Below are 20,939 nucleotides of genomic sequence, written 5' to 3' on the forward strand. Positions count from 1 at the left end.
CTTAATACCAAATATTTACATATATTAAAATTATTAACTTGTTTTGCATAAAAATTTAATATTTGTAAAAATGAAAACAAGATTGAAGAAATTACTCCCCCTTATGTTTCTTTGTTTCATTGGATGGGCATCCGCCCAAAAACAAACGATTACGGGAGTTGTATCTGACGAGAATCAACCTCTTCCCGGAGCTACGATCAAAATAAAAGGATTATCTAAGAATATGGTTACCGATATTGATGGTAAATTCACCATTAATGATCTTAAGGCAGGTGAATATAATTTGCAGATAAGCTATATAGGATATGAAAGCACTACTCTTCCTGTAAGCATTCAATCCGAAGAAAATACTGATCTGGGCATAATCCGATTACAACAAAAACATAAAAATATTGACGAAGTAATTGTTACCGCCACATTAAAAAACAGCGAAGCAAGAGCTTTAAATCTTCAAAAGAATGCAATCAACATGACCAATGTAATTGCTTCGGATGGTATCGGAAAACTTCCGGACAGAAATGCCGCAGAAACCGTTCAGCGGGTCCAAGGTGTTTCTATTGAAAGAGACCAGGGAGAAGGACGATTTGTATCTATACGGGGACTTCCTCCGTTCTGGGCTTCAACAACGATTAATGGAAACAGGCTTCCAACGGCAGAGGAAGAAACCACTTCAAGAGCAACGGCTTTTGACTTCTTCCCAACAGAACTTATTTCCTACGTGCATGTCAATAAATCTTTCACTCCGGATATGGAAGCTGATGGAATTGGAGGCGGTGTGAATTTCATTACCAAAACCCCTCCTATGAAACAAGAGCTAAAGATCACGGTTGGAAGCGGTTACAATGCAAAATCCGACAAGGGAGTTTATAATCTGGGCTTATTGTACGGAGGAAGAACAAAGGATAAAAAGCTGGGATACCTTTTCAATATTGCCCACTTTACGAGAAACTGGTCTACAGATAATTTTGAGGCGAGAAGAAGTGGTGACCAGGGAGTCTTCAGATTGGAGTTGCGGGATTACAATGGGGTAAGAAAGACCACGGGGATCAATACAGCTTTTGAATACGTGTTGTCTCCAAAGAGCACTCTTTATTTAAAAGGAATGTACGGAACGTTAGCAGATGATGAAACCCACTACAAGCACAGAATAAGATTCGATAAATTCAGTTCTACCAACAATACGGCAAGAGTGGAATTACAGAATATCCATAATCTTCTGATTACGCAGCTAACCTCTGTGTCTCTGGGAGGGATCCATCAATTGAATAAAGGAAAAATAGATTGGGACTTGTCCTACTATGATAACCGGTTCAAATATGGAAACATTCCGGACAAACAAAACAATTCTTATTATGTGATCAAATACACTCAGTCCGGAGTTGGCATTGATCCTAATTATATTGCAGATCGCGGAAATGGGCCTAGAGCGTATTGGAAAGCCGATGGCGGAAAATTGGATTATAAAGATCCTGATGCATTATTTGGGTTCTACAGTGACCCTAATTTCAAAATGGATGCTTCTCAAATGAGATTCACAGATCTTGAATTCTACAAAGTTTTTGTTGAAGAAAAAGACAAAATTGTAGCGGCCTTCAACCATGAGATTTACGCCTCGGATAAACTGACCTTCAAGTATGGTTTTAAATACAGGGATAAAGAGCGTAATGCAAAATTTTCAGATATTTTCTATAGCTGGAACAACGGAACAGCTCCCCTCCTTTCTGATTACGGGCAGTACATTACTACGCAGCCTAACGGTCCAAAATATTTAAGTGAAATGAATGCCCATATTGGCAACAGTTTCGGTCCTGTTTTATCGACTACCGGAATGGACCAGTTCTGGTTCCAGAATCAGGGAAATTTAAAAATAAATCCCGCAGATTCGGAATCTTTGGAATACAATAAAGCATTGGGTAGAAACTTCGATGTATTTGAAAAACATGCCGACGCATATGGAATGGGAACATATAAACTAAATGATAAAATTACAATATTGGGAGGAATCAGGCTATCTAATACCAATACGAAGGTAAAAGGTTATAACGTAATTGATGATAAACTGGTTCCGGTAGAAAATACTAAAAAATACCTGGCCGTTTTACCCATGCTACACATCAAGTATGCATTAAACGACAAAACAAATTTTCGTTTTGCAGCAACAAGAACTTTTTCAAGACCCAATTTCGGGGATCTTACACCTGGAGGAACTTATATTGAGGCCGACAACGAGTTTAAAGGAGGAAATCCTAATCTTAATCCGACGTATTCGTTAAACATTGATCTGATGGGAGAATACTATTTCTCCAATGTAGGTATTTTAAGCGGAGGGATCTTTTACAAATCCATCACAGACCCCATTTTCCAGGATTCTTTTGTAGGTTCTTATAATGAAAATCCAGGAGTTCAGTTTACAGCACCCAATAATGGAAAAACAGCATCATTGGGAGGTCTTGAGCTTGGCCTGAACAGAAGATTCGACTTCCTTCCGGGATTCCTGCAATATTTCGGAACACAGCTAAACGCTACTTTCATGACTTCAAAAATGGAGAAACCCAGTGGTAGAAAGGTAGCCCTTCCTTATCAGGCAAAAGAACTATACAACATACAGTTATTCTTCGAAAAAAAGGGATTCAATGCAAGACTGGCTTATAACTATAAAGGAAAATACGCCGTGGAATACGCTGAAGATGATATCAATGACACGTACTATGGAAAGTACAGCAGCTTAGATTTTGGAGGATCTTATCAGTTTACAAAATTTCTGACGCTGTATGCAGATGTAAATAACATCCTGAATAAGCCTTTGATCTATCATTTCGGTAAAAATGAAAATCGCCCTGAACAGGTGGAATATTATGGTGTAAGGTTCAATATGGGAATTAAACTTAACTTCTAGCAGGGTCAAAATGGAAGGCAACACCAATAAAAATAGAATGGTAACACTGAAGGCAGCATTTTCTGCTTTCGGTGTTTACTTCTGCATGTACGGATTCCGAAAGCCTTTTACGGTAGCTTCATTCGAAGGCCTTGCATACTTCGGAGTGGATTATAAGGTCCTGATAATCATTGCCCAGGTTATGGGATATTTTATTTCAAAATTCGTTGGAATCCGATTTATTTCTGAACTAAAACCCGCGAAAAGAATCTTCTACCTGTTAAGCTTTATTGCTATTGCAGAGCTTGCATTACTGGGTTTTGCAATCTGCCCGGCACCTTACAACATTATTTTTATGTTCATTAACGGTTTTCCGCTAGGATTGATCTGGGGAATTGTTTTCTCCTATATTGAAGGAAGAAAAACGACGGAGATCATAGGCTTGTTTTTATGCTCAAGCTTTGTCGTTTCGTCCGGGTTTACCAAATCTGTCGGAAAATTTATAATGGATACGTTTGGTGTTTCAGAATTCTGGATGCCTTTTACAGCGGGATTGGTTTTTATTATTCCTTTGGTCATTTTCGGCATCATGTTAAATAAAATTCCCAAGCCATCAGCAGAGGACATTTTATTAAAGAATAAAAGACAACCATTAGACAAGCCTGCAAGAAGGGCATTAATCCGCCGTTTCTTCATTCCTATGATGTGCATTACTATTGTGTATATCAGTTTAACCATTCTCCGGGATTTCAGAGACAATTTCAACCGTGAGATATGGGATGCCCTTAGCTTTACAACAGACAGCTCTGTTTTTACCCTGACGGAAATTCCGATCGCCATTGTAGTGCTTTTAATTTTAAGCCTTATGGTAAGGGTAAAAAACAATAAAAAAGCTTTTGCCTATTATCATTACATTCTTTTTGCGGGAATACTAACGGTAGGATTTTCAACGTATTTCTTTCAGCATCATATGATGTCTCCGTTTCTATGGATGATGGTCTCCGGAATGGGAATGTATCTTTGCTATATTCCATTCAACGGAATTTATTTTGACAGGATGATTGCGGCCTTTGAAATCAAAGGAAATGTAGGGTTTCTGATTTATTTTGTAGATTCATTTGGTTATTTGGGCAGCGTTCTGATCTTACTTTATAAGAATTTCGGATCTTCCAAAACAACATGGCTGAATTTTTATATTCAACTCAACTATTTCATCGTAATTACGGTTTTGATTTCTTCAGTGATTGCTTTCCTAGCTTTCAAAAAAAAATCCAAACCTAAACTAAATAAAAATCAATACTTCCATTTCGATGCTTCGAAAATGGTTTAAAACAAAAGTAAAATGACAACAAAATTTGATCTTATTGTTGTGGGTGGCGGAATTCTGGGAACATTTCACGCTTATCATGCACTAAAAAGAAACCTTAAAGTAGCTTTGGTAGAGAAAAATGCACAGCCTCAGGGAGCTACGGTAAGAAATTTTGGGCAGGTGGTTCCATCGGGAATGGATCTTAAATGGCAAAATTTCGGAAGAGAGAGTCTGGCCATATATAATGAGCTGCAATTCCAAACAGATCTAACAATACGAAAAAACGGTTCTGTTTACCTTGCTTCCAATGAAGAAGAACTTAAGCTTATCAATGAACTTTATGACATCAACCGGAAAAATGGTTACGAGTCTGTTCTTCTCTCAAAAAACGATTGTATGAAGAAATTTGATGGACTTCGTTCAGATTATTGTAAAGGCGGATTATTCTTTCCGGAGGAACTTTCTATAGATTCGGGGGAAATGATCGTCAAACTTCATAAACTTTTACAGGAAAAACTGGATTTAAAGATCTATAATAATACGACCGTAATTGAAACGTATGAAGATAATAATCAATGCGTTGCCCAGACATCAGACGGACAGCAGTTACAGGCTGCAAAAATAATCATCTGCGGAGGTCATGAGTTTAAAACCTTATATCCTAACGTATTCAATGAAAGCGATTTAGTGGTCACGAAACTGCAGATGCTACAAACCAAAGCTCAGGGTATTTATTCCTTACAGGGAAATATCCTTACCGGGTTATCCATCAGAAGATACGAGTCCTTTCAGGAATGTCCTTCCTTTCAGGAAATCAAGGCGTTAGAAACCCCTGATTCTTTCGAAAAGAGATATGGGGTCCATATTCTATTTAAGCAGGCTCTTGATGGATCTATCATTTTGGGAGATTCCCATGAATATGCAAGTGCAAAGGATTCGGATGCCCTGGGATATGACCTGAATATGGAAATCGATGAGTTTATGATCAGCGAGGCCAAAAAGATCATTGATCTTCCAACCTATGAAATTCAGAGAAGATGGTTTGGGATCTATTCTCAATGTAAAACAAAAGATATTTTCGAACATAATCCTTCTCCCAATATTCATATCATCACAGGTATCGGCGGCAAGGGTATGACCGCAAGCGGTGGATTCTCAAAATTTAATATAGATAAAATATACGCATAAAATAATGAAGAACATAGAATTATTGGTTCTGGATATGGCCGGAACAACAATTAATGAAGACAATGTAGTTTATAAAACTTTAATGCACGCAGTAAATGATTACGGTTATAATGTTACTCTGGAAAAGGTATTATCGAGCTGTGCAGGAAAGGAAAAATTAGAAGCCATCAGTGGTTTACTTATTGAAATAGGTGGCGACGCAAATGATTCCCTTCCCATTTTTGAAAATTTCTCTGATCAGCTAAAAGTAGCGTATCAGAACCTTGATGTAAAGCCGATCGAGGGTATTGAAAATTTTCTGCTAAAAATGAGGTCCAAGGACAAAAAAATTATTCTTAATACGGGATATACCTATGATATTGCGCAGCAGCTTCTGGATAAGCTGGGATGGAAGGAGAATGTATATTATGATGCCCTTATTACGGCTAATGATGTATCCGAAAGCCGCCCAAGTCCTGAAATGATTCATCTGGCCATGCAAAAATTCAACATCCTTGATCCTCAAAAAGTGCTGAAAGCAGGAGATTCGGTGGTTGATATTGAAGAAGGAAAAAATGCAGGGTGTGGATTAACGATTGCCGTTCTTTCTGGGGCTCAAAAAAGATCCGAACTTGAAAAATCCAATCCTGATTATATATTCAATACCCTATCTGAGGCTGAAGAAGTTATCTAGCATATTCTTTCATCTTACTACTGATCATTCAGCCTCAGTTTCTTATCGTTTTTTTATCCTTTAATTAACTTTAAGTTCACACATGTTTACAAATAGTAAATTAATTTTACAAATAATAAAATATTAATTACTATTTGTAAACATTTTCATTTCAAAAAACAAAAATTTCTATGAAAACAAAACTATTTTCAATGGCAGTTATAGTGAGCTGCTTTTTAAGTGCTCAGACAAAAAAGGTTCTTTTTATCGGAATCGATGGTTGCCGGGCAGATGTTATGATGTCTTCCGATACACCTAATATTAAGTCGTTAATTACAAAATCGGTGTATTCCCTTGACGGCCTTTGTGCTGCGACGACCTGGAGTGGAAATGGATGGAGCACCATGCTAACTGGGGTATGGCATACAAAACACAATGTTCAGGATAATAATTTCACAAACCCGAATTATGTAAATTATCGCGATTTCCTTACCCGTGCAGAGGCCTATAATTCAAATTTAAGAACAATCTCCCTCGTACATTGGTCACCTATTAACGATATTATTATTAAAAATGCAGATGTAAAGACCAATTTCAGCACAGATTTAGCGTTAAAAAATGCTGCTGTAGATGCATTGCAGAATGATAACCCAGATATTCTGTTTGTGGATTTTGATGACGTGGATCACGCAGGCCACTCTTATGGTTTTTCTTCGACCGTACCACAATATGTTTCCTCAATGCAAACAACAGACACTTATATCGGAGAAATTGTAAATGCGATGAAAAACAGGTCGACTTACAACAATGAAGATTGGCTGGTAGTCCTGACAACAGATCACGGGGCAGTAAATAATGGTCATGGAGGAGGAAATCTCTCTGAAAGGAATATCTTTACGATCTACTCTAATCCGAACCTTACTCCCCAACAGATCAGTAAAACGGACATTGATTCGAATGTCACTTTCAACCAACTTAACTTCCCTGCCGGTACTTATGCCAAGCCTACCAACCAGGTTCCTTTTAACTTTGGGGCTAATCAGGACTTTACGATTGAATTTTGGGTAAAGCCTAATGCCAGCTTCTCGAGTGATCCTGTAATGATCAGTAATAAAAACTGGAACAGCGGAAAAAACAAAGGATTTGTTATCTCAGGATATTCGGGACAAACCTATAAAGTAAATATTGGTGATGGTACGAACAGAATTGACCTGGTAGGAGGAAAAATGGAAACCAATAAGTGGAAACATATTGCAGTAAGTTTTGATAGGGATGGCCTTGTAACTCTCTATGAGGACGGTGTGCCTGTTACTTTTGCCAAAATGAATACAATCGGAAATATTGATTCAGGGCTTCCGTTAACGATCAATCAGGACGGAACCAATACTTATGGACAGAACCTGGCCGCTTCGTACAAAGACATCAGGATCTGGAAATCAGCCCTTCCTAATGATGTTTTAGTTAATTGGGCTACCCAAAATATCACTTCTGCCCATCCTTATTATGCTCAATTACTGGCTAATTGGAAATGCAATGAAACTTCCGGCAATACACTAACAGATTCAAGTTCAAACAGTAATAACAGTACGATTACAGGAAGTCCTACCCGTAGCCTCAATACAACAACTAACTTTAAAATCTATAATTATTTATCTACCACAAGAGAAACAGATCATCTTCCAACTGTACTGAACTGGCTATGTGTTCCTGTAGAAAGCTCCTGGGGAATTGATGGTACCAACAGATTATCCAGCTGCCAGAGCAATACTTTGTCTGCAAAAAGCACGGAAAGACCAGCAGAAGATTTTAAGATATATCCCAACCCGGCAAATCAGAATATCAATATAAAATTCAAATCTGATGAGAAAGAAATGACATTTACAATCATCGATACCCGAGGGTCCGTGGTTTTGTCTAAAACATCGAAATCATCGGATGGACAATATGACGAGACATTTGATATTCATAAGGCCCCAACAGGTGTTTATTTTATAAAAGTTACAGGAGTCCAGAAGTCCCTAACGAAAAGCTTTATTAAGAAATAAGAAAGAATTTCAATATCATTAGTAGATTTAAATTGGATATTAGAACGAGGATTACTCCAGGTTCTAATATCTTTTTTTTATTTAATCCCTAAGCTTTAGCTCCATCTGTGTATCGCAACGGTTATACGCCGAATGAGTAACCGGAATATGCTCAAATCCAAGCTTTTCATATAATTTAATCGCTGGCACCAAAATAGAATTGGTCTCCAGAAATATTTTCTCCGCGTGTAATGATTTTGCTTTCTCCACCAAAGCCTTTCCTAAAAGATATCCGATCTTTTTACCCTGGGCCTTGGGGCTTACTGCCATTTTCGAAAGTTCATAGGTTTCAGGTCCTGCCTTCACTAAAGCACAGGTTCCTACCACTTCATTATCCAATAGGGCAAATACAATGTGACCTCCTTTACTGATAATATATTCCTCAGGATTATCAAGCAATTTGTAGTCCCCGCTTTCCATCACGAAGAATGTTTTGATCCACTCTTCATTCAATGCTTTAAAAGCTTCTTTGTATTGAGGGTGATACGCCTCAATCTTTACTTCATTATTCTGGTCATTCATATTCTTTATAGTATTAAATATTATTCTTTATCATATTTCCGAGTTTTTCAATATCACTTTCCACCCTATCGGTCCATTCCAGGGCATAATTCAGTCGCATACAGTTCCGGTACTGATCATATTGTGAAAACATCCTTCCCGGAGCAAAATTGATTTTATGACTAAAAGCTTCGTCAAAAAGATCCTCAGTACATATCCTTTTATCGAGCTCCAGCCAAAGCATAAACCCACCTTTAGGTTCCGAGATTTTGGTATTATCCGGAAAATAGGAGGTAACCGCTCTCTGAATCTGCAAATAATTGGAATAGACTTTATTTCTGAACATTCTTAAATGATGATCATATCTTCCATATTCAAGAAAATCAGCAATTACATCAGAGTATAATGACGGACTGCATACCGTCTGAACCAGCTTCTGGCGGATTATCCTGTCTTTAAATTGTCCCGGGGCGACCCAACCTACCCGGTATCCGGGAGCCATAGTCTTGGATACAGAGCCTACCCACATCACCAGCCCTGCTTCATCATAAAATTTACAGGGCTTGGGGCGTTCTGCTCCAAAGTATAAATTCCCATAAATGTCATCTTCAATCAGCGGGACATTGTAATGGGTAATTAATCTTACCAATTCCTTTTTATGCTCATCGGGCATCTGAAAGCCCATCGGATTATTAAAATTAGTCACAAAACAACATGCCGATAATTTCGGCAATACCTTTTTCAGGGCATCAAGATCTACTCCATATACCGGATGAGTAGGAATTTCTACGGCTTTCAACCCTAATAACTGAATAGCCTGTAAGATCCCAAAATAGGCCGGACTTTCAATCGCGACAGAATCACCGGGCTGCGTCACTGCCATCAAACTGTTATAGATGGCATTCATTGCTCCGGACGTAATAACCAGGTCGTCTTCTGTAATTTTTCCTTCCATCACTAAAGACCATTTGGCAATCTCCCGGCGAAGATTATGATTCCCTTGTACCGGCTCATAATTCGTTCCAAAATCATTTTTACTTTTGATTACATTAATGATGGATTTCTTCATCTTAGCCAAAGGCAGAAAATTCTTGCCGGGTATAGCTAAAGCAAATTGGGTGATTCCTGAATCTGAAATCGTTCCGAATACTTTATCTATAAGATCTTCTTTGGTTCCCTCTATTTTGGAATCCTTCATTTTGGTTACAGATGGAAGATCCAGTTTCCGCTGGGAAGTGTGGCTTACATAATATCCAAACTTGGGTCGGGACTCAATCAGAGACCGGCTTTCCAATTCCATATAAGCCAGTTTGATCGTATTCAGGCTTACATTGTATAACTTCTGGGCACTTCTTAGGGAAGGCAGTTTATCTCCAAACTGTAAGGTTTCAGTCTGGATCTGCTCCATCATTATTTTTGCTATTTTGAGATATAAGACTTCTTTGCCCATAATATCATTGTTTTACATAAAGCAAGCAAAAAGCTATTCATCCTTAAATATTGATCCAGTTTATGATCCTGCTGATGGTGCTTTTCAATTGCCCGGGGTCATTATAATTATCTGAAGGAGCTTTTTTAAAACAATCTTCAGCATACTTTTTGAAAGCCTCCTTTTCTTTTGCATCCATATTCCCGGCTTCAAAAATCACAAAATCTACTGTATCCTGATCATTGATGATAAGACTTGCAAAAGCTATAATTTCATCTGTTTTTTTGGCCATTACAAACGGAAGTCCAAAGTCTTCATTCACTTGCTTCAGATTTCTTTCTTTCACAAAAATCTGTTTCAGGTGCACCAGATCAGAAATATAAACCTCATCAAACTGAAGTTTGCCTGTAGGCAGAAAGCATGTTTCCATAGTGTTTACATTAGATATGTAAAGTTAAAGCACAATGCTAAAAGGATACAGATACAGAACTTACTATTATTGTAGGTACAGCAAATTTATTAAAAAGAATTGGTTTGTATTATCGGAGCGTTATTCTACCGGTATGGTATCGAAAACCCTTCAGCTAAAATCCGGAAAATAGTTTTGCAGAGATTTGAAAGGTTCAAATAAATTTTCAAATCGAACAGGTAGATTCTATGCTTTCTTTATTTTAAAGACTTTTTCTCCTTTTATTAATTTTTTATCTAAAAAAACATCAATTGTCCATAACCTGAAATCCCTATGAATAAAGGACTTTACAAACATTACAAAGAAATTTTCAATTGTATACATATTAAATTTTATAAACACAATTAACTTTTCAGTAAATAATCAATCAAATGATTGTTTTGTGCTAATTTTATACATACGGTTTTTTTTAAGGAATGTTTAATACGAAATCGGGATTATCATGATCCCCGCTGAGCTATGAAAATACCCAAACAACTCAATGTGATCAGGAGGAAGGTAATGCGTGGTCTTACCAAAAATATGGGCCAGTCGAATTCTACCGTTAAACCCGGCAAAGAAGTCATCATAAAAAAAATATTGATTTCGCGCCCCAACCATAGATTAGGGAATTTATTATTGCTATCCCCTATCGTTCAGGAGGTTAACGATACTTTTCCGGATGCCAGGATTGATTTATTTGTAAAGGGAAGTATATCACCTATTATTTTTAAAAATTATAAAAATATTGACCAGATCATTCAGCTTCCGAAGAAACCTTTCAGCAACCTTCTGAAATACATCCGGAGCTGGAGTTTGCTTCGCTGGAAAAAGTATGATTTAGTGATCAATACAAGCCATAGCTCGTCATCGGGAAAAATATCCACCCAACTGGCCAATGGCGATTATAAATTCTTTAATGAATGGAATGATGAACTTCATTCAGAATATCCGGATTATCCGCATGCGGCAAAAAATCCTATTTATAATTTGCGAAAATTTCTTACCCACCTGGGATTTGAAAAAAATACGGGAAAGGTTCCTTTTTTAAATATAAAGCTGAGTCCGGAAGAAATAGAAACGGGTAAAAGGAAATTAGAAGGAATTACTAAAAACGATAAAAAAACCATTTGTCTCTTTACCAATGCCACAGGCGATAAATGCTATTCCAATACCTGGTGGGCATCATTCTATGAAAGCCTGAAAATGACATTTCCAGATTATAATATTGTTGAACTTCTACCGGTAGAAAATATTTCCAGATTAGATTTCAAAATTCCCAGTTTTTACAGTACCGACATCAGGGAAATAGGTGCCTTTATAGCCAATACCAGTGTTTTTATTGCCGCAGATAACGGTGTAATGCACTTAGCCAGTGCCGTTGGAACACCGACAATAGGATTGTTTATGGTAACGGATGAAAATGCATATAAACCCTATAACGATAAAAGCTTCTCCATTAATACAAATAATGTTAAGGAATCCGAAATACCGGATTTAATAAAAACGGTCCTTCAATAACCGTTGACTAATATTGAAAACACACAAACACACACCACAATTATACCACTCATATGAATCTTGTTCTTGCACCAGATTATGCTCATTACCAAGATGAAATAATCCGTATTATCAAAAATTTCCATAGTGAGGGGACTTTAATCGGTCCCGGAAGCAGAAATATTGTAAAGTCATTTTCCATCAATGGAAAAAAATTCAATTTTAAATCATTTAAGCAGCATAATTTTATCAACAGGCATGTCTACAAATACTACCGGAAATCCAAGGCACGGCGATCTTTCGAATATGCCCATATGCTGATCGATAAAAACCTTCACACCCCACAGCCGATTGCTTATGTAGAGTTTCACGACTGGCTGGGTCTTACCAACAGTTATTATATCAGTGAACAACTGGAAAACATATATACTCTGGAAGATGTGATGTACGCACGAAGCCCCTTTGAAAACCTGAAAGAAGTCATTAAAGAGTACACTCAGCTCATCTATTATTTACACGAACAGGGAATTGAGTTTATCGATAATTCTCCGGGGAATTTTCTTATAAAAAAAATCAACGGCGCTTATCGTTTTTTTATGGTGGACCTTAACAGAATGAATTTCCACACTGAATTTGAAATGCCCAAAAGGATCAAAAACTTCTCACGGATAACCAATGATCCGAAGATTCTTAAACTGATCAGTTCAGAATATTCTAGGCTGGCAGGAATTTCTTCGGAATACTTCCTTACACAGATTGTTAAAGCTGCCAATACTTTACAAACCAAGCGAAGAATAAAAAAGGTTCTGAAGTTTTATAAATATTTCCTTAAAGTACTTCCCGTTCTTAAAAACTTAATTCTTATCTCATTAATCAGTTTTTTAGAATCTGATTTACCTTTTCTTGTTTTTACCTGAAGGTCAAAAATTACAGTAGAAGGAAGGTGTTGATTTATAGTCGGAAGAAATTTTCAGCCCCAAAGTAATTATCTAAGATAATTGAAATATAAAGTCCTGCTTTTTAAGTAGGATTTTTTGTGGGCACATGTATTAATACTGGTTTTAATCTTTGAGCTCTGTTATTATTGATCCTTTTTTAATTATTAATATCAATTTTTTGATAAGCGATCCATCGTTTTAAATTCCCAACCATCCTTTTTAAATGATCTTCATTCAAGAAAATATTTGTCCAATATTCAAATCTATCGCACTGAACACTTATGTAGTAGGTCATAATTGCTAAACATGCGTAGGGCAAAAACTTTTTTTCTTCGTTACTAATTTTAGTTACAGTTTCATACCCTTTAATGAAACTATCGGCTTTTACCTGATATTCTTCTTCGTTCAAATGAGTTGTAAACAACTGAAATAGAAAATAGGAAATATCAAAGCATAAATAACCGTTGCCACAAAAATCAAAGTCAAAAAATGTTATTTCTTTTTCATTATCAATATGTAAATTATCAAACCAAACGTCGAGATGAACAGCTCCATATCTCATTTTACGTTTGTCCGTACTTTCCATTTTTTGCGTTAAAAAAGCAGAAAGTGTTTCTAAAAATTCATTTTCGCTAACATTTTTACTATAAAATTCTTTAGTTCTTATAATAGGATTCTTAAGCAAATTTTGAGCATTGTAGGTTATTCTCTTCAGTTCAATATTTTCTGTGGATTGGTGAACTTTTGCTAATGCCTGTCCAATCAGAAAACTTGTTTGGTGGGAGAATTTTGCTGTTTTTATGCCTTTAGCATATGAAAATAAAACACCAAATCGTGTTCCTTCTGATGCTTCAATTTCCTGAATGAAATTGTTCGATTGATCAGCTATGGGAAAAGCAACTTGTCGCCCTGCTTCTTTTAGATGAATTAAAAGTTTTAGCTCTTCTTCAATTTCTAATTGAGATCGCCAGTTATGTGTATAAACTCTAAAAACATATTTATTTTCGTCATCATGAACAATGTATAAATGATTCATGGCAAGCCGGAATACTTTGCATTCAGTTTTCTCGGTTAATTTATAATTTCTTTGAATAAACTTACCAAGTTCATTTGGTGAAAGCGTGCTATTTATGGTAGGAAATTTCTCTGTCATTAGTTTTTCGTTCGTAGTTGAGTTATAATGTGTATGCAGTTTTGCTCGTAATTTTCAGCCTTATATTTACTAAATTATTTTTACTAAATTGGGGGAATATCTTACATCTTTTGTAAAATATATCCTAAAAAAGCTCCCAGCATAACAATCCATGCACTGTTTATTTTTTTGAAAGTAAACATCAAAATAATGCATAATACAGCAATAATTATTGTTTTCCAATCTGCTATACTATCTTTTGCCATTTCATAACATATATTTAAAATAATAGCTATTGACGCAATATTGACTGCATCTAAGAAAGATGAGAATGTTTTTGATCCCCTCATCATCTTTACGATTGGATTAAGTAATGCTACAAAAATAAATGAAGGAAAAAAGATACCCAACGTAGCAACCAAAGCTCCTGACCAGTTATTTATTTGATAACCAATAAAAGTAACCGATGAAAAGACGGGTCCTGGTGTAAATTGTCCAACAGCTATAGCATCTAATAGTTCTTGTCTTGTTAATAAACCTCTTCCCACCAATTCTGTATCAAAAAAAGCAAACAGGACATATCCGCTTCCGTAAAGAATAGCTCCTATTTTAAGGAAAATTAGAAATAATTTAATATTACTTTGTGACAGAGAGCTAAAATCTGGAATCTGTAGTAAAGTTAGTGGAATAAGTGAGTTGGTCGTATTTTTCTGTCTTATGATTGCAAATAGCATTGCGATTATACCTGCTCCGAATAATAAAAAGAGTTCATTAATTCCTAAGAAAGAAAGCATCAGCACGCTAATACCAATAATCCATAGTGGGATGGTTTTTAAAGATTTTTTTGCGAGGGGAAAAACAGCCGATAATATTACAGATATGATAGCAGGTTTTATTCCATATATAAAGGGCTGAACTTGTGGAAGCTGCCCATATTCTTTATATAACCATGCAAAACATAAAGTAATGATAACAGCAGGACATATAAAACATAATCCAGCTACAATCAGTCCTTTCCAACCGGCCCTTTCCTGCCCGATATGAATTGCCATTTCTGTACTATTGGGACCTGGGATAAGGTTAGTTGCTCCGATCAGATCAAGAAAATGCTCCTCAGACATCCATTTCCGTTTTGTTACTACTTCCTGCTGCATCATGGCAATATGAGCGGCAGGACCTCCAAATGCTGTAACTCCCAGTTTCAGGAAAACACCGGCAACTTCTTTCAGATTATTTTCTTTCCCCACAATTTTTTATGTATTTGTCTATCAAAAAAACTATAATCCCATAATAGATTCACTCTTGTTTGGAGTGATCCAATTTAAGCTTCACACTGAGATATGAAATTACTTATTTCTTTTCTCTTTCTAAATTTTAATTATAAAATATGTATAACCTCAGGTATAATAAATAAGAAGTAGCAATGAGGTATGTTCTAAAAATAAAAACCCCTCCGCAACAAAGTTACGGAGGGTTGTACCCCAGACGGGACTTGAACCCGTACGTCCTTGCGGACACAGGATTTTAAGTCCTGCGTGTCTACCAGTTCCACCACCAGGGCGTGGAATGGAGCGAAAAACGGGATTCGAACCCGCGACCCCAACCTTGGCAAGGTTGTGCTCTACCAGCTGAGCTATTTTCGCAAACGTTGTGCGGATGAAGGGACTCGAACCCCCACGCCTCACGGCACCAGATCCTAAGTCTGGCGTGGCTACCAATTACACCACATCCGCTGGTTCTGCTGATCTGTAACTACAGATATCCTCAGCATTATTCTTACAAATATAATAAATACAACTTAAAAAAAACAAAAAAAATCCTCCGCAACAAAGTTACAGAGGATTAGTACCCCAGGCGGGACTTGAACCCGCACGCCAAAAGAGGCACAGGATTTTAAGTCCTGCGTGTCTACCAGTTCCACCACCAGGGCATGGAGTGGAGCGAAAAACGGGATTCGAACCCGCGACCCCAACCTTGGCAAGGTTGTGCTCTACCAGCTGAGCTATTTTCGCAAACGTTGTGCGGATGAAGGGACTCGAACCCCCACGCCTCACGGCACCAGATCCTAAGTCTGGCGTGGCTACCAATTACACCACATCCGCATTGTTTGGTTAAGTTGTATTTTAAAAGAACTTCTTTCGTTTTTGTGAGTGCAAATATAGGGCAATTTTCTACAATCACAAGGCTTTTTTCAAAAAAAATTAAAATTTCTGCATTTTTTTTTCCTGACCCCTTTTATTACATTTCATTTTCTTACTTTTACATCGTTAATATATACGATATGGAATTACAAGGAACGGTAAAGAAACTTTTTGATGCTCAGACATTTGCAAGCGGATTTCAAAAGAGAGAAATGGTTATTTTAACTCAGGATCAGTATCCACAGCCGATAAACATAGAATTTTTGTCTGACAAGATCAGTTTATTAGACAACCTTAAGGAAGGAGAAAATGTAAAGGTAGGAATCAACATCAGAGGAAGAGAATGGACATCTCCTCAGGGTGAAACCAAATACTTCAACTCTATCACAGGATGGAGAGTAGAAAAAGTTTTTGATAACGGATCAGAACCTACTCAGGCAGCTCCTTCACAATCCGGATCTCCGGTTTCAAATGAAAATCCATTTGCGGGAGACGAAGATGATGATTTACCTTTTTAATTAGATACAACGATTAAAAATATAGATCCTGCTTTTTAAGTGGGATTTTTTTTCCTCAACATGGTTCGATTAGACGAAAACGAGATTTCATTTCCTGATCCGGAACTTTATGACGGGCACGAAGGGGTTATAGCTTTCGGAGGGGATTTATCGGTAGAAAGAATTTGGTTTGCCTATCAGCTGGGCATTTTTCCCTGGTTCAATCCGGGGGAGGAAATTCTTTGGTGGAGTCCTGATCCCCGTTTTGTTTTGTTCCCTGATGAACTAAAGGTTTCCAAATCGATGCGTAAGATACTCAATCGCGAAGTTTTCACCTTTACTGAGAATAAAGACTTCCGGGGAGTCATCAGAAACTGCCAGCAGATAAACCGAGTCGACCAGGCCGGAACCTGGCTTTCCGATGAACTTATGGAATCATTTATCACACTTCATGACTATGGGTTGGCAAGAAGCATAGAAGTTTGGAAAGAGGGTGAACTGGTAGGTGGCTTTTACGGCCTCCAGATCGGTAACGTCTTTTGTGGTGAAAGTATGTTTGCCAAAGTAAGCAATGCTTCCAAAGCAGGCTTTATCCATTTTGTGGAAACTTATAAAGATCAGCTTGATCTCATTGACTGTCAGTCTCATACAGAACATCTGGAAAGCCTCGGCGCAAGGATGATCCCCAAAAAACAATTCTTACACTACTTACACAAAAATAATGAAAGCACACAATGAAAAATGGATCCTCTTACTGCTGCTCAGTCTCATTTGGGGATCTTCTTTTATCTTAATTAAAAAATCTTTAGAACATTTTAATCCTTTTCAGGTAGGTGCACTAAGGGTCCTTATAGCAGGGATCATATTATTACCTATCGCAATTTCGAAGTATAAACTATTTCCTAAAAAACACATCAAGTGGCTTATTTTGGCGGCGATCACTGGGAATTTTATCCCGATGTTCCTCTTTCCTATTGCAGAAACAGAAGTAAGCAGCAGTATTGCAGGGATTATCAATTCTATGATGCCCATTTGCGTGATTATCGTAGGCGCACTGGTATGGAAATTTGAAACCACAAAACATCAGATTATAGGAGTTTGTATTAGTTTTGCGGGAGTATGTATCCTCGCTTTCGGAGGAGGAGACGGAGCGAAATTTAAAATGATTCCGATTGCTTTGTTATTGCTGGCTACATTATGCTATGCGATAAGTACGACCACTGTAAAATCGAAGCTTATGGAATTGTCTTCTGTTATTTTATCCTCATTTATATTCTCTTTTGTACTCTTTTTTCCTTCGATCATTGCTTTAGCATTAACCGGGTTTTTCTCGGAGTTTAGTTTTTCAAAAGACAATATGACGGGATTGCTCTTTGTAAGCTTATTGTCGATTTTCGGAACAGGACTGGCCATGACCATGAATTACAGGCTCCTGAAAGTATCGTCTCCGCTCTTTGCATCAACCGTTACTTTACTGATGCCTATTGTTGCCATTATCTGGGGCATTCTGGATGGCGAAAAATTAACTTTCCTCCAGTTTGTAGGCGCAGCGATCATTATAGGAGGTTTGATCTTTTTAAGGACAAAACCTGCCGTAAAAAAATAAATCCTGCATTACTGCAGGATTTTTTATTTAAGAACCATTATTGATTCGTTAATTCTTTTTCTTCACTTTGGCTTTAGCCTTTTTTACCCCATCTTTAATGAAAGGATATTTCTTCTGCATATCCTGAACAAGAGTCGGGTCCAGATCTAATGCCTTCTGAAGGGTTTCAATTCCTTTTTCCTGATCTCTAAGGTTGAAATAGCAGTTGCTCAGCTGATAATACAATTCTGCCCTGTTATGATTTTCTATAGCTTTGTATAAAATCGTAACGGCTTCTTCGTATTCACCCAAAAGCATTAACACTTCTGAGTAGGCATACCAGTTGTAAAACCTTGAGGGTTCTGAAGCTACAAGCTTTTTCAAACAGGAAAGGCTTTCTTCAAATTTTCCAGCATCAATAAATAAAAATGCAAGCCTTTTTTGATAATCAAGGTTGCTGTCATTCAGATGCGTTGCCTCTTTTGCAAAATGAAGCGCTTCAGCCATTCCCCCCATTTCCTCATACAAATAAGACTGCTCCATCATAGACAGATAGAACTGAGGATCTTCCCTCAATGATTTCTGAAAAGAGTTCAATGCGATAATCGGCTGCTTCATTGCTTTATAGCATAATCCGATTTTATAGTAAGTAAATGCTTTGGTATATTCCAACTCCAGCATTTCCTCATATACTTCAATGGCTTTTTTATATTGCCCTAATGCTTCGTAACAAGCTGCTTTATTCGCATATACTCCTACAGAAGATGAATTGATCGCTAAAAGATAATCAAACCCTTTAATCGCTTCTTCATAATTCTTTCTGTTGAAATAGAACTGTCCGTATTCATACCATGCGGTTTCAGAATAAGAAAATTCATCTAAATATTCATTCAAAAAGGCAATAGCCTCCTCGCTCTTTTTTAAATCATTAAAGCAGATCATACAGTTTTCCAACGCATATTCATCCGTTGGGTCTTCTTTCAATGCTTTTCTGTAATGTTTAAGAGCGTTGAAAGGATCTCCTAAGTTCACATATTCATCCGCAATAAAGTTGTGAAGAAAGTTTTCTTCTTCCTTCAGTTCTAATGCTTTTTTACAAATTTCAATGGATTTTCTAGGATTTCCCAAATTCGAATAATACTTGGCGTAGCAAACTAAAAAGTCCGTGTGCTCCATAGATGAAGCCTTTAACTCGTCTATTAGCTCTTTTGCCGTATTATAATCTTCCCACTCCAAAAGAACTTCAAGCTTTTTGATCTTGATGTCCAATGAATTAGGATGAAGCTTTAGGCCATAGTTAACAGCATTATCCGCATAGTTAAAATCGCCCAGCTCCAGATAATAAACAATAATGTCTTCCAGTTCTTCTGTATCGAAGTAGAATTCATCATTATTTTCAATCATTTCTTCGAACTTTTTTACCAGTTCATTTCCAAAATATTCTTCCAATATACTGTATCCTCCGTCAGCCAACGCCCGAATTTACTTGCGAACCTCGGCAAACTTATTTAATTAATATACTACTTCTGAGATTGTTAATTCAAAATTACTGCAAATTTGCGACTTTTTTTTGAATTATGTTTTCGTAATTTTCTATCCTAAAGATAGTAAAAAGAAGAATATAATGAAAGAAATGTGGATAAAAAGAGGGATTCACATTAAATTAACACGACTAACCTTTTTCTGTTAGGAATTTCATTTTGCCATACCGATTCAATATCTTCTAAATCAATAACTTCAGTTTCCATTCTTATTTTTCGTTCTGCTGCAGCCTGAAACATTTGAGGGATAATTTCCGTAATCAACAACTTAAACTCTTCAGGAGTCCAACTTCCCAATCCGGAACCGGAAATCTGAAGATCAGTTCCTCTGAGTATCTGTGACGACAGCTGAATAGTGTCTCCGCTCATTCCTCCAACGGACACCAATCTTGTTTTGTGGGAAAAATTTCCATCTCCTTTTATCGCAGACAGAAGAAGCTCAATAGAATGACCCCAGATGTAATCCAGTACTACATCAATAGGAGTCTGGCTATGAATTTCCTTTATTTTCTGCATAAACTCCCCATCATTCATTTTCAGGGAAATAACCTCATCGGCACCCAACTCCCGAAGCGCCTGCAATGCTTCTTCATTTCTACCCGTGGCAAGTACTTTTTTAGCTCCGTATAATTTTGCGATCTGTACAGCAATCATTCCGGTTACCCCTGTTGCTCCATTGATCAGGACCGTTTCTCCTGTTTTTAATTGTGTTTTAAACCTTAATCCCATTGCTGAGCCCATAATCGCATTAGGTAATGCTGATGCTGTAGCGAAATCCAATCCATCAGGAATGGGAACAGTCATATGTTTATCAGCTATTGCTTTTTCTGCAACCGTTCCTCTTTTACTGAAAAAATATACTCTTTTTCCGTTTTCCAATATTCCGGCCCCGTCACTTCCTATAATTTTAGGCTGATGTTCCTCATTTTCCGTAGAATAGTGTTTTCCGCTTGCTCTGGCCCTGTCCAAATGTTTTATGGATGCTGCTTTTACATAGACGAGTTGCTCATTGTCCTTCGTAACTTGAGGATCCTGAAAATCTGCATATTGAGGAGTTGCTCCTTTTTCAAATACTACTGCTGCTTTCATTCTTTTTAATTTTTATACAAAATTATGATG

Annotated in this window: 17 protein-coding genes and 6 tRNA genes; 10 read left to right on the plus strand and 13 right to left on the minus strand. The window is 37.1% G+C overall.

The features are described 5' to 3' along the window. Window positions 1-70 precede the first annotated feature (70 nt). The 5 genes from MTQ00_RS15620 (at window position 71) to MTQ00_RS15640 (ending at window position 8,069) form a co-directional block, all read left to right on the plus strand. Complete coding sequence (locus tag MTQ00_RS15620) at window positions 71-2,896, plus strand: TonB-dependent receptor (RefSeq protein WP_273650213.1); 2,826 nt, start codon at window positions 71-73, stop codon at window positions 2,894-2,896. Window positions 2,897-2,933: 37 nt separating this feature from the next. Next, window positions 2,934-4,205, plus strand: a complete 1,272-nt coding sequence (locus MTQ00_RS15625) for a DUF5690 family protein (protein ID WP_273650214.1) — start codon at window positions 2,934-2,936, stop codon at window positions 4,203-4,205. 12 nt (window positions 4,206-4,217) lie between these two features. Beyond that, a complete protein-coding gene (locus tag MTQ00_RS15630; RefSeq protein WP_273650215.1) occupies window positions 4,218-5,372 on the plus strand; it encodes a TIGR03364 family FAD-dependent oxidoreductase in 1,155 nt (384 codons plus the stop codon). Window positions 5,373-5,376: 4 nt separating this feature from the next. After that, window positions 5,377-6,045: an HAD hydrolase-like protein gene (locus tag MTQ00_RS15635; RefSeq protein WP_273650216.1), complete on the plus strand. Its 669-nt coding sequence runs from the start codon at window positions 5,377-5,379 to the stop codon at window positions 6,043-6,045. Between the two features lie 170 nt (window positions 6,046-6,215). Further along, entirely contained in the window at window positions 6,216-8,069 is a 1,854-nt protein-coding gene (locus MTQ00_RS15640; protein ID WP_273650217.1) for an alkaline phosphatase family protein, read from the plus strand. Window positions 8,070-8,150: 81 nt separating this feature from the next. Here the strand turns inward: MTQ00_RS15640 and MTQ00_RS15645 are convergent, their stop codons facing one another. Genes MTQ00_RS15645 through MTQ00_RS15655 form a run of 3 tightly spaced genes read right to left on the minus strand, consistent with a single transcriptional unit; the run spans window position 8,151 to window position 10,468 of the window. Beyond that, the gene (locus MTQ00_RS15645) at window positions 8,151-8,630 is read right to left on the minus strand and encodes a GNAT family N-acetyltransferase (RefSeq protein ID WP_273650218.1); all 480 of its coding nucleotides are present in this window, start codon (window positions 8,628-8,630) and stop codon (window positions 8,151-8,153) included. Between the two features lie 13 nt (window positions 8,631-8,643). After that, window positions 8,644-10,059, minus strand: a complete 1,416-nt coding sequence (locus MTQ00_RS15650; protein WP_172281596.1) for an aminotransferase-like domain-containing protein — start codon at window positions 10,057-10,059, stop codon at window positions 8,644-8,646. A 43-nt stretch (window positions 10,060-10,102) separates the two neighbouring features. Further along, window positions 10,103-10,468, minus strand: coding sequence for a hypothetical protein (locus tag MTQ00_RS15655; protein WP_273650219.1), 366 nt, complete (start codon window positions 10,466-10,468; stop codon window positions 10,103-10,105). Between the two features lie 498 nt (window positions 10,469-10,966). Between MTQ00_RS15655 and MTQ00_RS15660 the strand changes: the two genes are divergently transcribed. Continuing rightward, window positions 10,967-12,007, plus strand: a complete 1,041-nt coding sequence (locus MTQ00_RS15660; protein ID WP_273650220.1) for a glycosyltransferase family 9 protein — start codon at window positions 10,967-10,969, stop codon at window positions 12,005-12,007. A 53-nt stretch (window positions 12,008-12,060) separates the two neighbouring features. Next, on the plus strand, window positions 12,061-12,903 hold the full coding sequence (locus MTQ00_RS15665; RefSeq protein ID WP_273650221.1) for a lipopolysaccharide kinase InaA family protein: 843 nt from the start codon (window positions 12,061-12,063) through the stop codon (window positions 12,901-12,903). Between the two features lie 178 nt (window positions 12,904-13,081). On the opposite strand, the gene MTQ00_RS15670 is transcribed toward MTQ00_RS15665, so the two are convergent. From MTQ00_RS15670 to MTQ00_RS15705, 8 genes are all read right to left on the minus strand, one after another. Then, window positions 13,082-14,077 carry a phosphotransferase gene (locus tag MTQ00_RS15670; RefSeq protein WP_273650222.1) on the minus strand — a complete coding sequence of 332 codons (996 nt, stop codon included), beginning with the start codon at window positions 14,075-14,077 and terminating at the stop codon, window positions 13,082-13,084. A gap of 101 nt (window positions 14,078-14,178) precedes the next feature. Continuing rightward, window positions 14,179-15,303: a chromate efflux transporter gene (gene chrA, locus MTQ00_RS15675; protein WP_273650223.1), complete on the minus strand. Its 1,125-nt coding sequence runs from the start codon at window positions 15,301-15,303 to the stop codon at window positions 14,179-14,181. Window positions 15,304-15,533: 230 nt separating this feature from the next. Then, window positions 15,534-15,617: transfer RNA gene (locus MTQ00_RS15680), tRNA-Leu, on the minus strand. Between the two features lie 6 nt (window positions 15,618-15,623). After that, window positions 15,624-15,699: transfer RNA gene (locus MTQ00_RS15685), tRNA-Gly, on the minus strand. Between the two features lie 8 nt (window positions 15,700-15,707). Beyond that, window positions 15,708-15,789: transfer RNA gene (locus tag MTQ00_RS15690), tRNA-Leu, on the minus strand. Between the two features lie 113 nt (window positions 15,790-15,902). Further along, window positions 15,903-15,986 (minus strand) — tRNA-Leu (locus MTQ00_RS15695). Window positions 15,987-15,992: 6 nt separating this feature from the next. After that, window positions 15,993-16,068 (minus strand) — tRNA-Gly (locus MTQ00_RS15700). Window positions 16,069-16,076: 8 nt separating this feature from the next. Then, window positions 16,077-16,158, minus strand: a tRNA-Leu gene (locus MTQ00_RS15705). A 179-nt stretch (window positions 16,159-16,337) separates the two neighbouring features. Between MTQ00_RS15705 and MTQ00_RS15710 the strand changes: the two genes are divergently transcribed. From MTQ00_RS15710 to MTQ00_RS15720, 3 genes are read left to right on the plus strand one after another with little or no spacing between them, the layout of a single operon-like run. Next, window positions 16,338-16,715, plus strand: a complete 378-nt coding sequence (locus MTQ00_RS15710; RefSeq protein ID WP_273650224.1) for a DUF3127 domain-containing protein — start codon at window positions 16,338-16,340, stop codon at window positions 16,713-16,715. Between the two features lie 60 nt (window positions 16,716-16,775). Next, window positions 16,776-17,432: a leucyl/phenylalanyl-tRNA--protein transferase gene (aat, locus tag MTQ00_RS15715; protein ID WP_273650225.1), complete on the plus strand. Its 657-nt coding sequence runs from the start codon at window positions 16,776-16,778 to the stop codon at window positions 17,430-17,432. Then, window positions 17,416-18,300, plus strand: coding sequence for a DMT family transporter (locus MTQ00_RS15720; protein WP_273650226.1), 885 nt, complete (start codon window positions 17,416-17,418; stop codon window positions 18,298-18,300). Before aat ends, MTQ00_RS15720 begins: the two co-directional genes overlap by 17 nt. Window positions 18,301-18,348: 48 nt before the next feature. Here MTQ00_RS15720 and MTQ00_RS15725 read toward each other — a convergent pair whose 3' ends face one another. Beyond that, window positions 18,349-19,728 carry a tetratricopeptide repeat protein gene (locus tag MTQ00_RS15725; protein ID WP_172282417.1) on the minus strand — a complete coding sequence of 460 codons (1,380 nt, stop codon included), beginning with the start codon at window positions 19,726-19,728 and terminating at the stop codon, window positions 18,349-18,351. Window positions 19,729-19,937: 209 nt separating this feature from the next. Continuing rightward, a complete protein-coding gene (locus tag MTQ00_RS15730; protein WP_273650227.1) occupies window positions 19,938-20,909 on the minus strand; it encodes a quinone oxidoreductase family protein in 972 nt (323 codons plus the stop codon). Window positions 20,910-20,939 lie beyond the last annotated feature (30 nt).

This window comes from Chryseobacterium sp. B21-037, from assembly GCF_028570785.1.
In the GTDB taxonomy this organism is placed as follows: domain Bacteria; phylum Bacteroidota; class Bacteroidia; order Flavobacteriales; family Weeksellaceae; genus Chryseobacterium; species Chryseobacterium proteolyticum.

Bases quoted from the DNA above. Each gene is read 5' to 3' on its own strand.
- MTQ00_RS15620 (WP_273650213.1), top strand. From the start codon at position 71: ATGAAAACAAGATTGAAGAAATTACTCCCCCTTATGTTTCTTTGTTTC.
- MTQ00_RS15665 (WP_273650221.1), top strand. From the start codon at position 12,061: ATGAATCTTGTTCTTGCACCAGATTATGCTCATTACCAAGATGAAATA.
- MTQ00_RS15660 (WP_273650220.1), top strand. From the start codon at position 10,967: ATGAAAATACCCAAACAACTCAATGTGATCAGGAGGAAGGTAATGCGT.
- MTQ00_RS15730 (WP_273650227.1), bottom strand. From the start codon at position 20,909: ATGAAAGCAGCAGTAGTATTTGAAAAAGGAGCAACTCCTCAATATGCA.
- MTQ00_RS15655 (WP_273650219.1), bottom strand. From the start codon at position 10,468: ATGGAAACATGCTTTCTGCCTACAGGCAAACTTCAGTTTGATGAGGTT.
- MTQ00_RS15670 (WP_273650222.1), bottom strand. From the start codon at position 14,077: ATGACAGAGAAATTTCCTACCATAAATAGCACGCTTTCACCAAATGAA.
- MTQ00_RS15640 (WP_273650217.1), top strand. From the start codon at position 6,216: ATGAAAACAAAACTATTTTCAATGGCAGTTATAGTGAGCTGCTTTTTA.
- MTQ00_RS15635 (WP_273650216.1), top strand. From the start codon at position 5,377: ATGAAGAACATAGAATTATTGGTTCTGGATATGGCCGGAACAACAATT.
- aat (WP_273650225.1), top strand. From the start codon at position 16,776: ATGGTTCGATTAGACGAAAACGAGATTTCATTTCCTGATCCGGAACTT.
- MTQ00_RS15720 (WP_273650226.1), top strand. From the start codon at position 17,416: ATGAAAGCACACAATGAAAAATGGATCCTCTTACTGCTGCTCAGTCTC.
- MTQ00_RS15630 (WP_273650215.1), top strand. From the start codon at position 4,218: ATGACAACAAAATTTGATCTTATTGTTGTGGGTGGCGGAATTCTGGGA.
- MTQ00_RS15645 (WP_273650218.1), bottom strand. From the start codon at position 8,630: ATGAATGACCAGAATAATGAAGTAAAGATTGAGGCGTATCACCCTCAA.
- MTQ00_RS15650 (WP_172281596.1), bottom strand. From the start codon at position 10,059: ATGGGCAAAGAAGTCTTATATCTCAAAATAGCAAAAATAATGATGGAG.
- MTQ00_RS15710 (WP_273650224.1), top strand. From the start codon at position 16,338: ATGGAATTACAAGGAACGGTAAAGAAACTTTTTGATGCTCAGACATTT.
- MTQ00_RS15625 (WP_273650214.1), top strand. From the start codon at position 2,934: ATGGTAACACTGAAGGCAGCATTTTCTGCTTTCGGTGTTTACTTCTGC.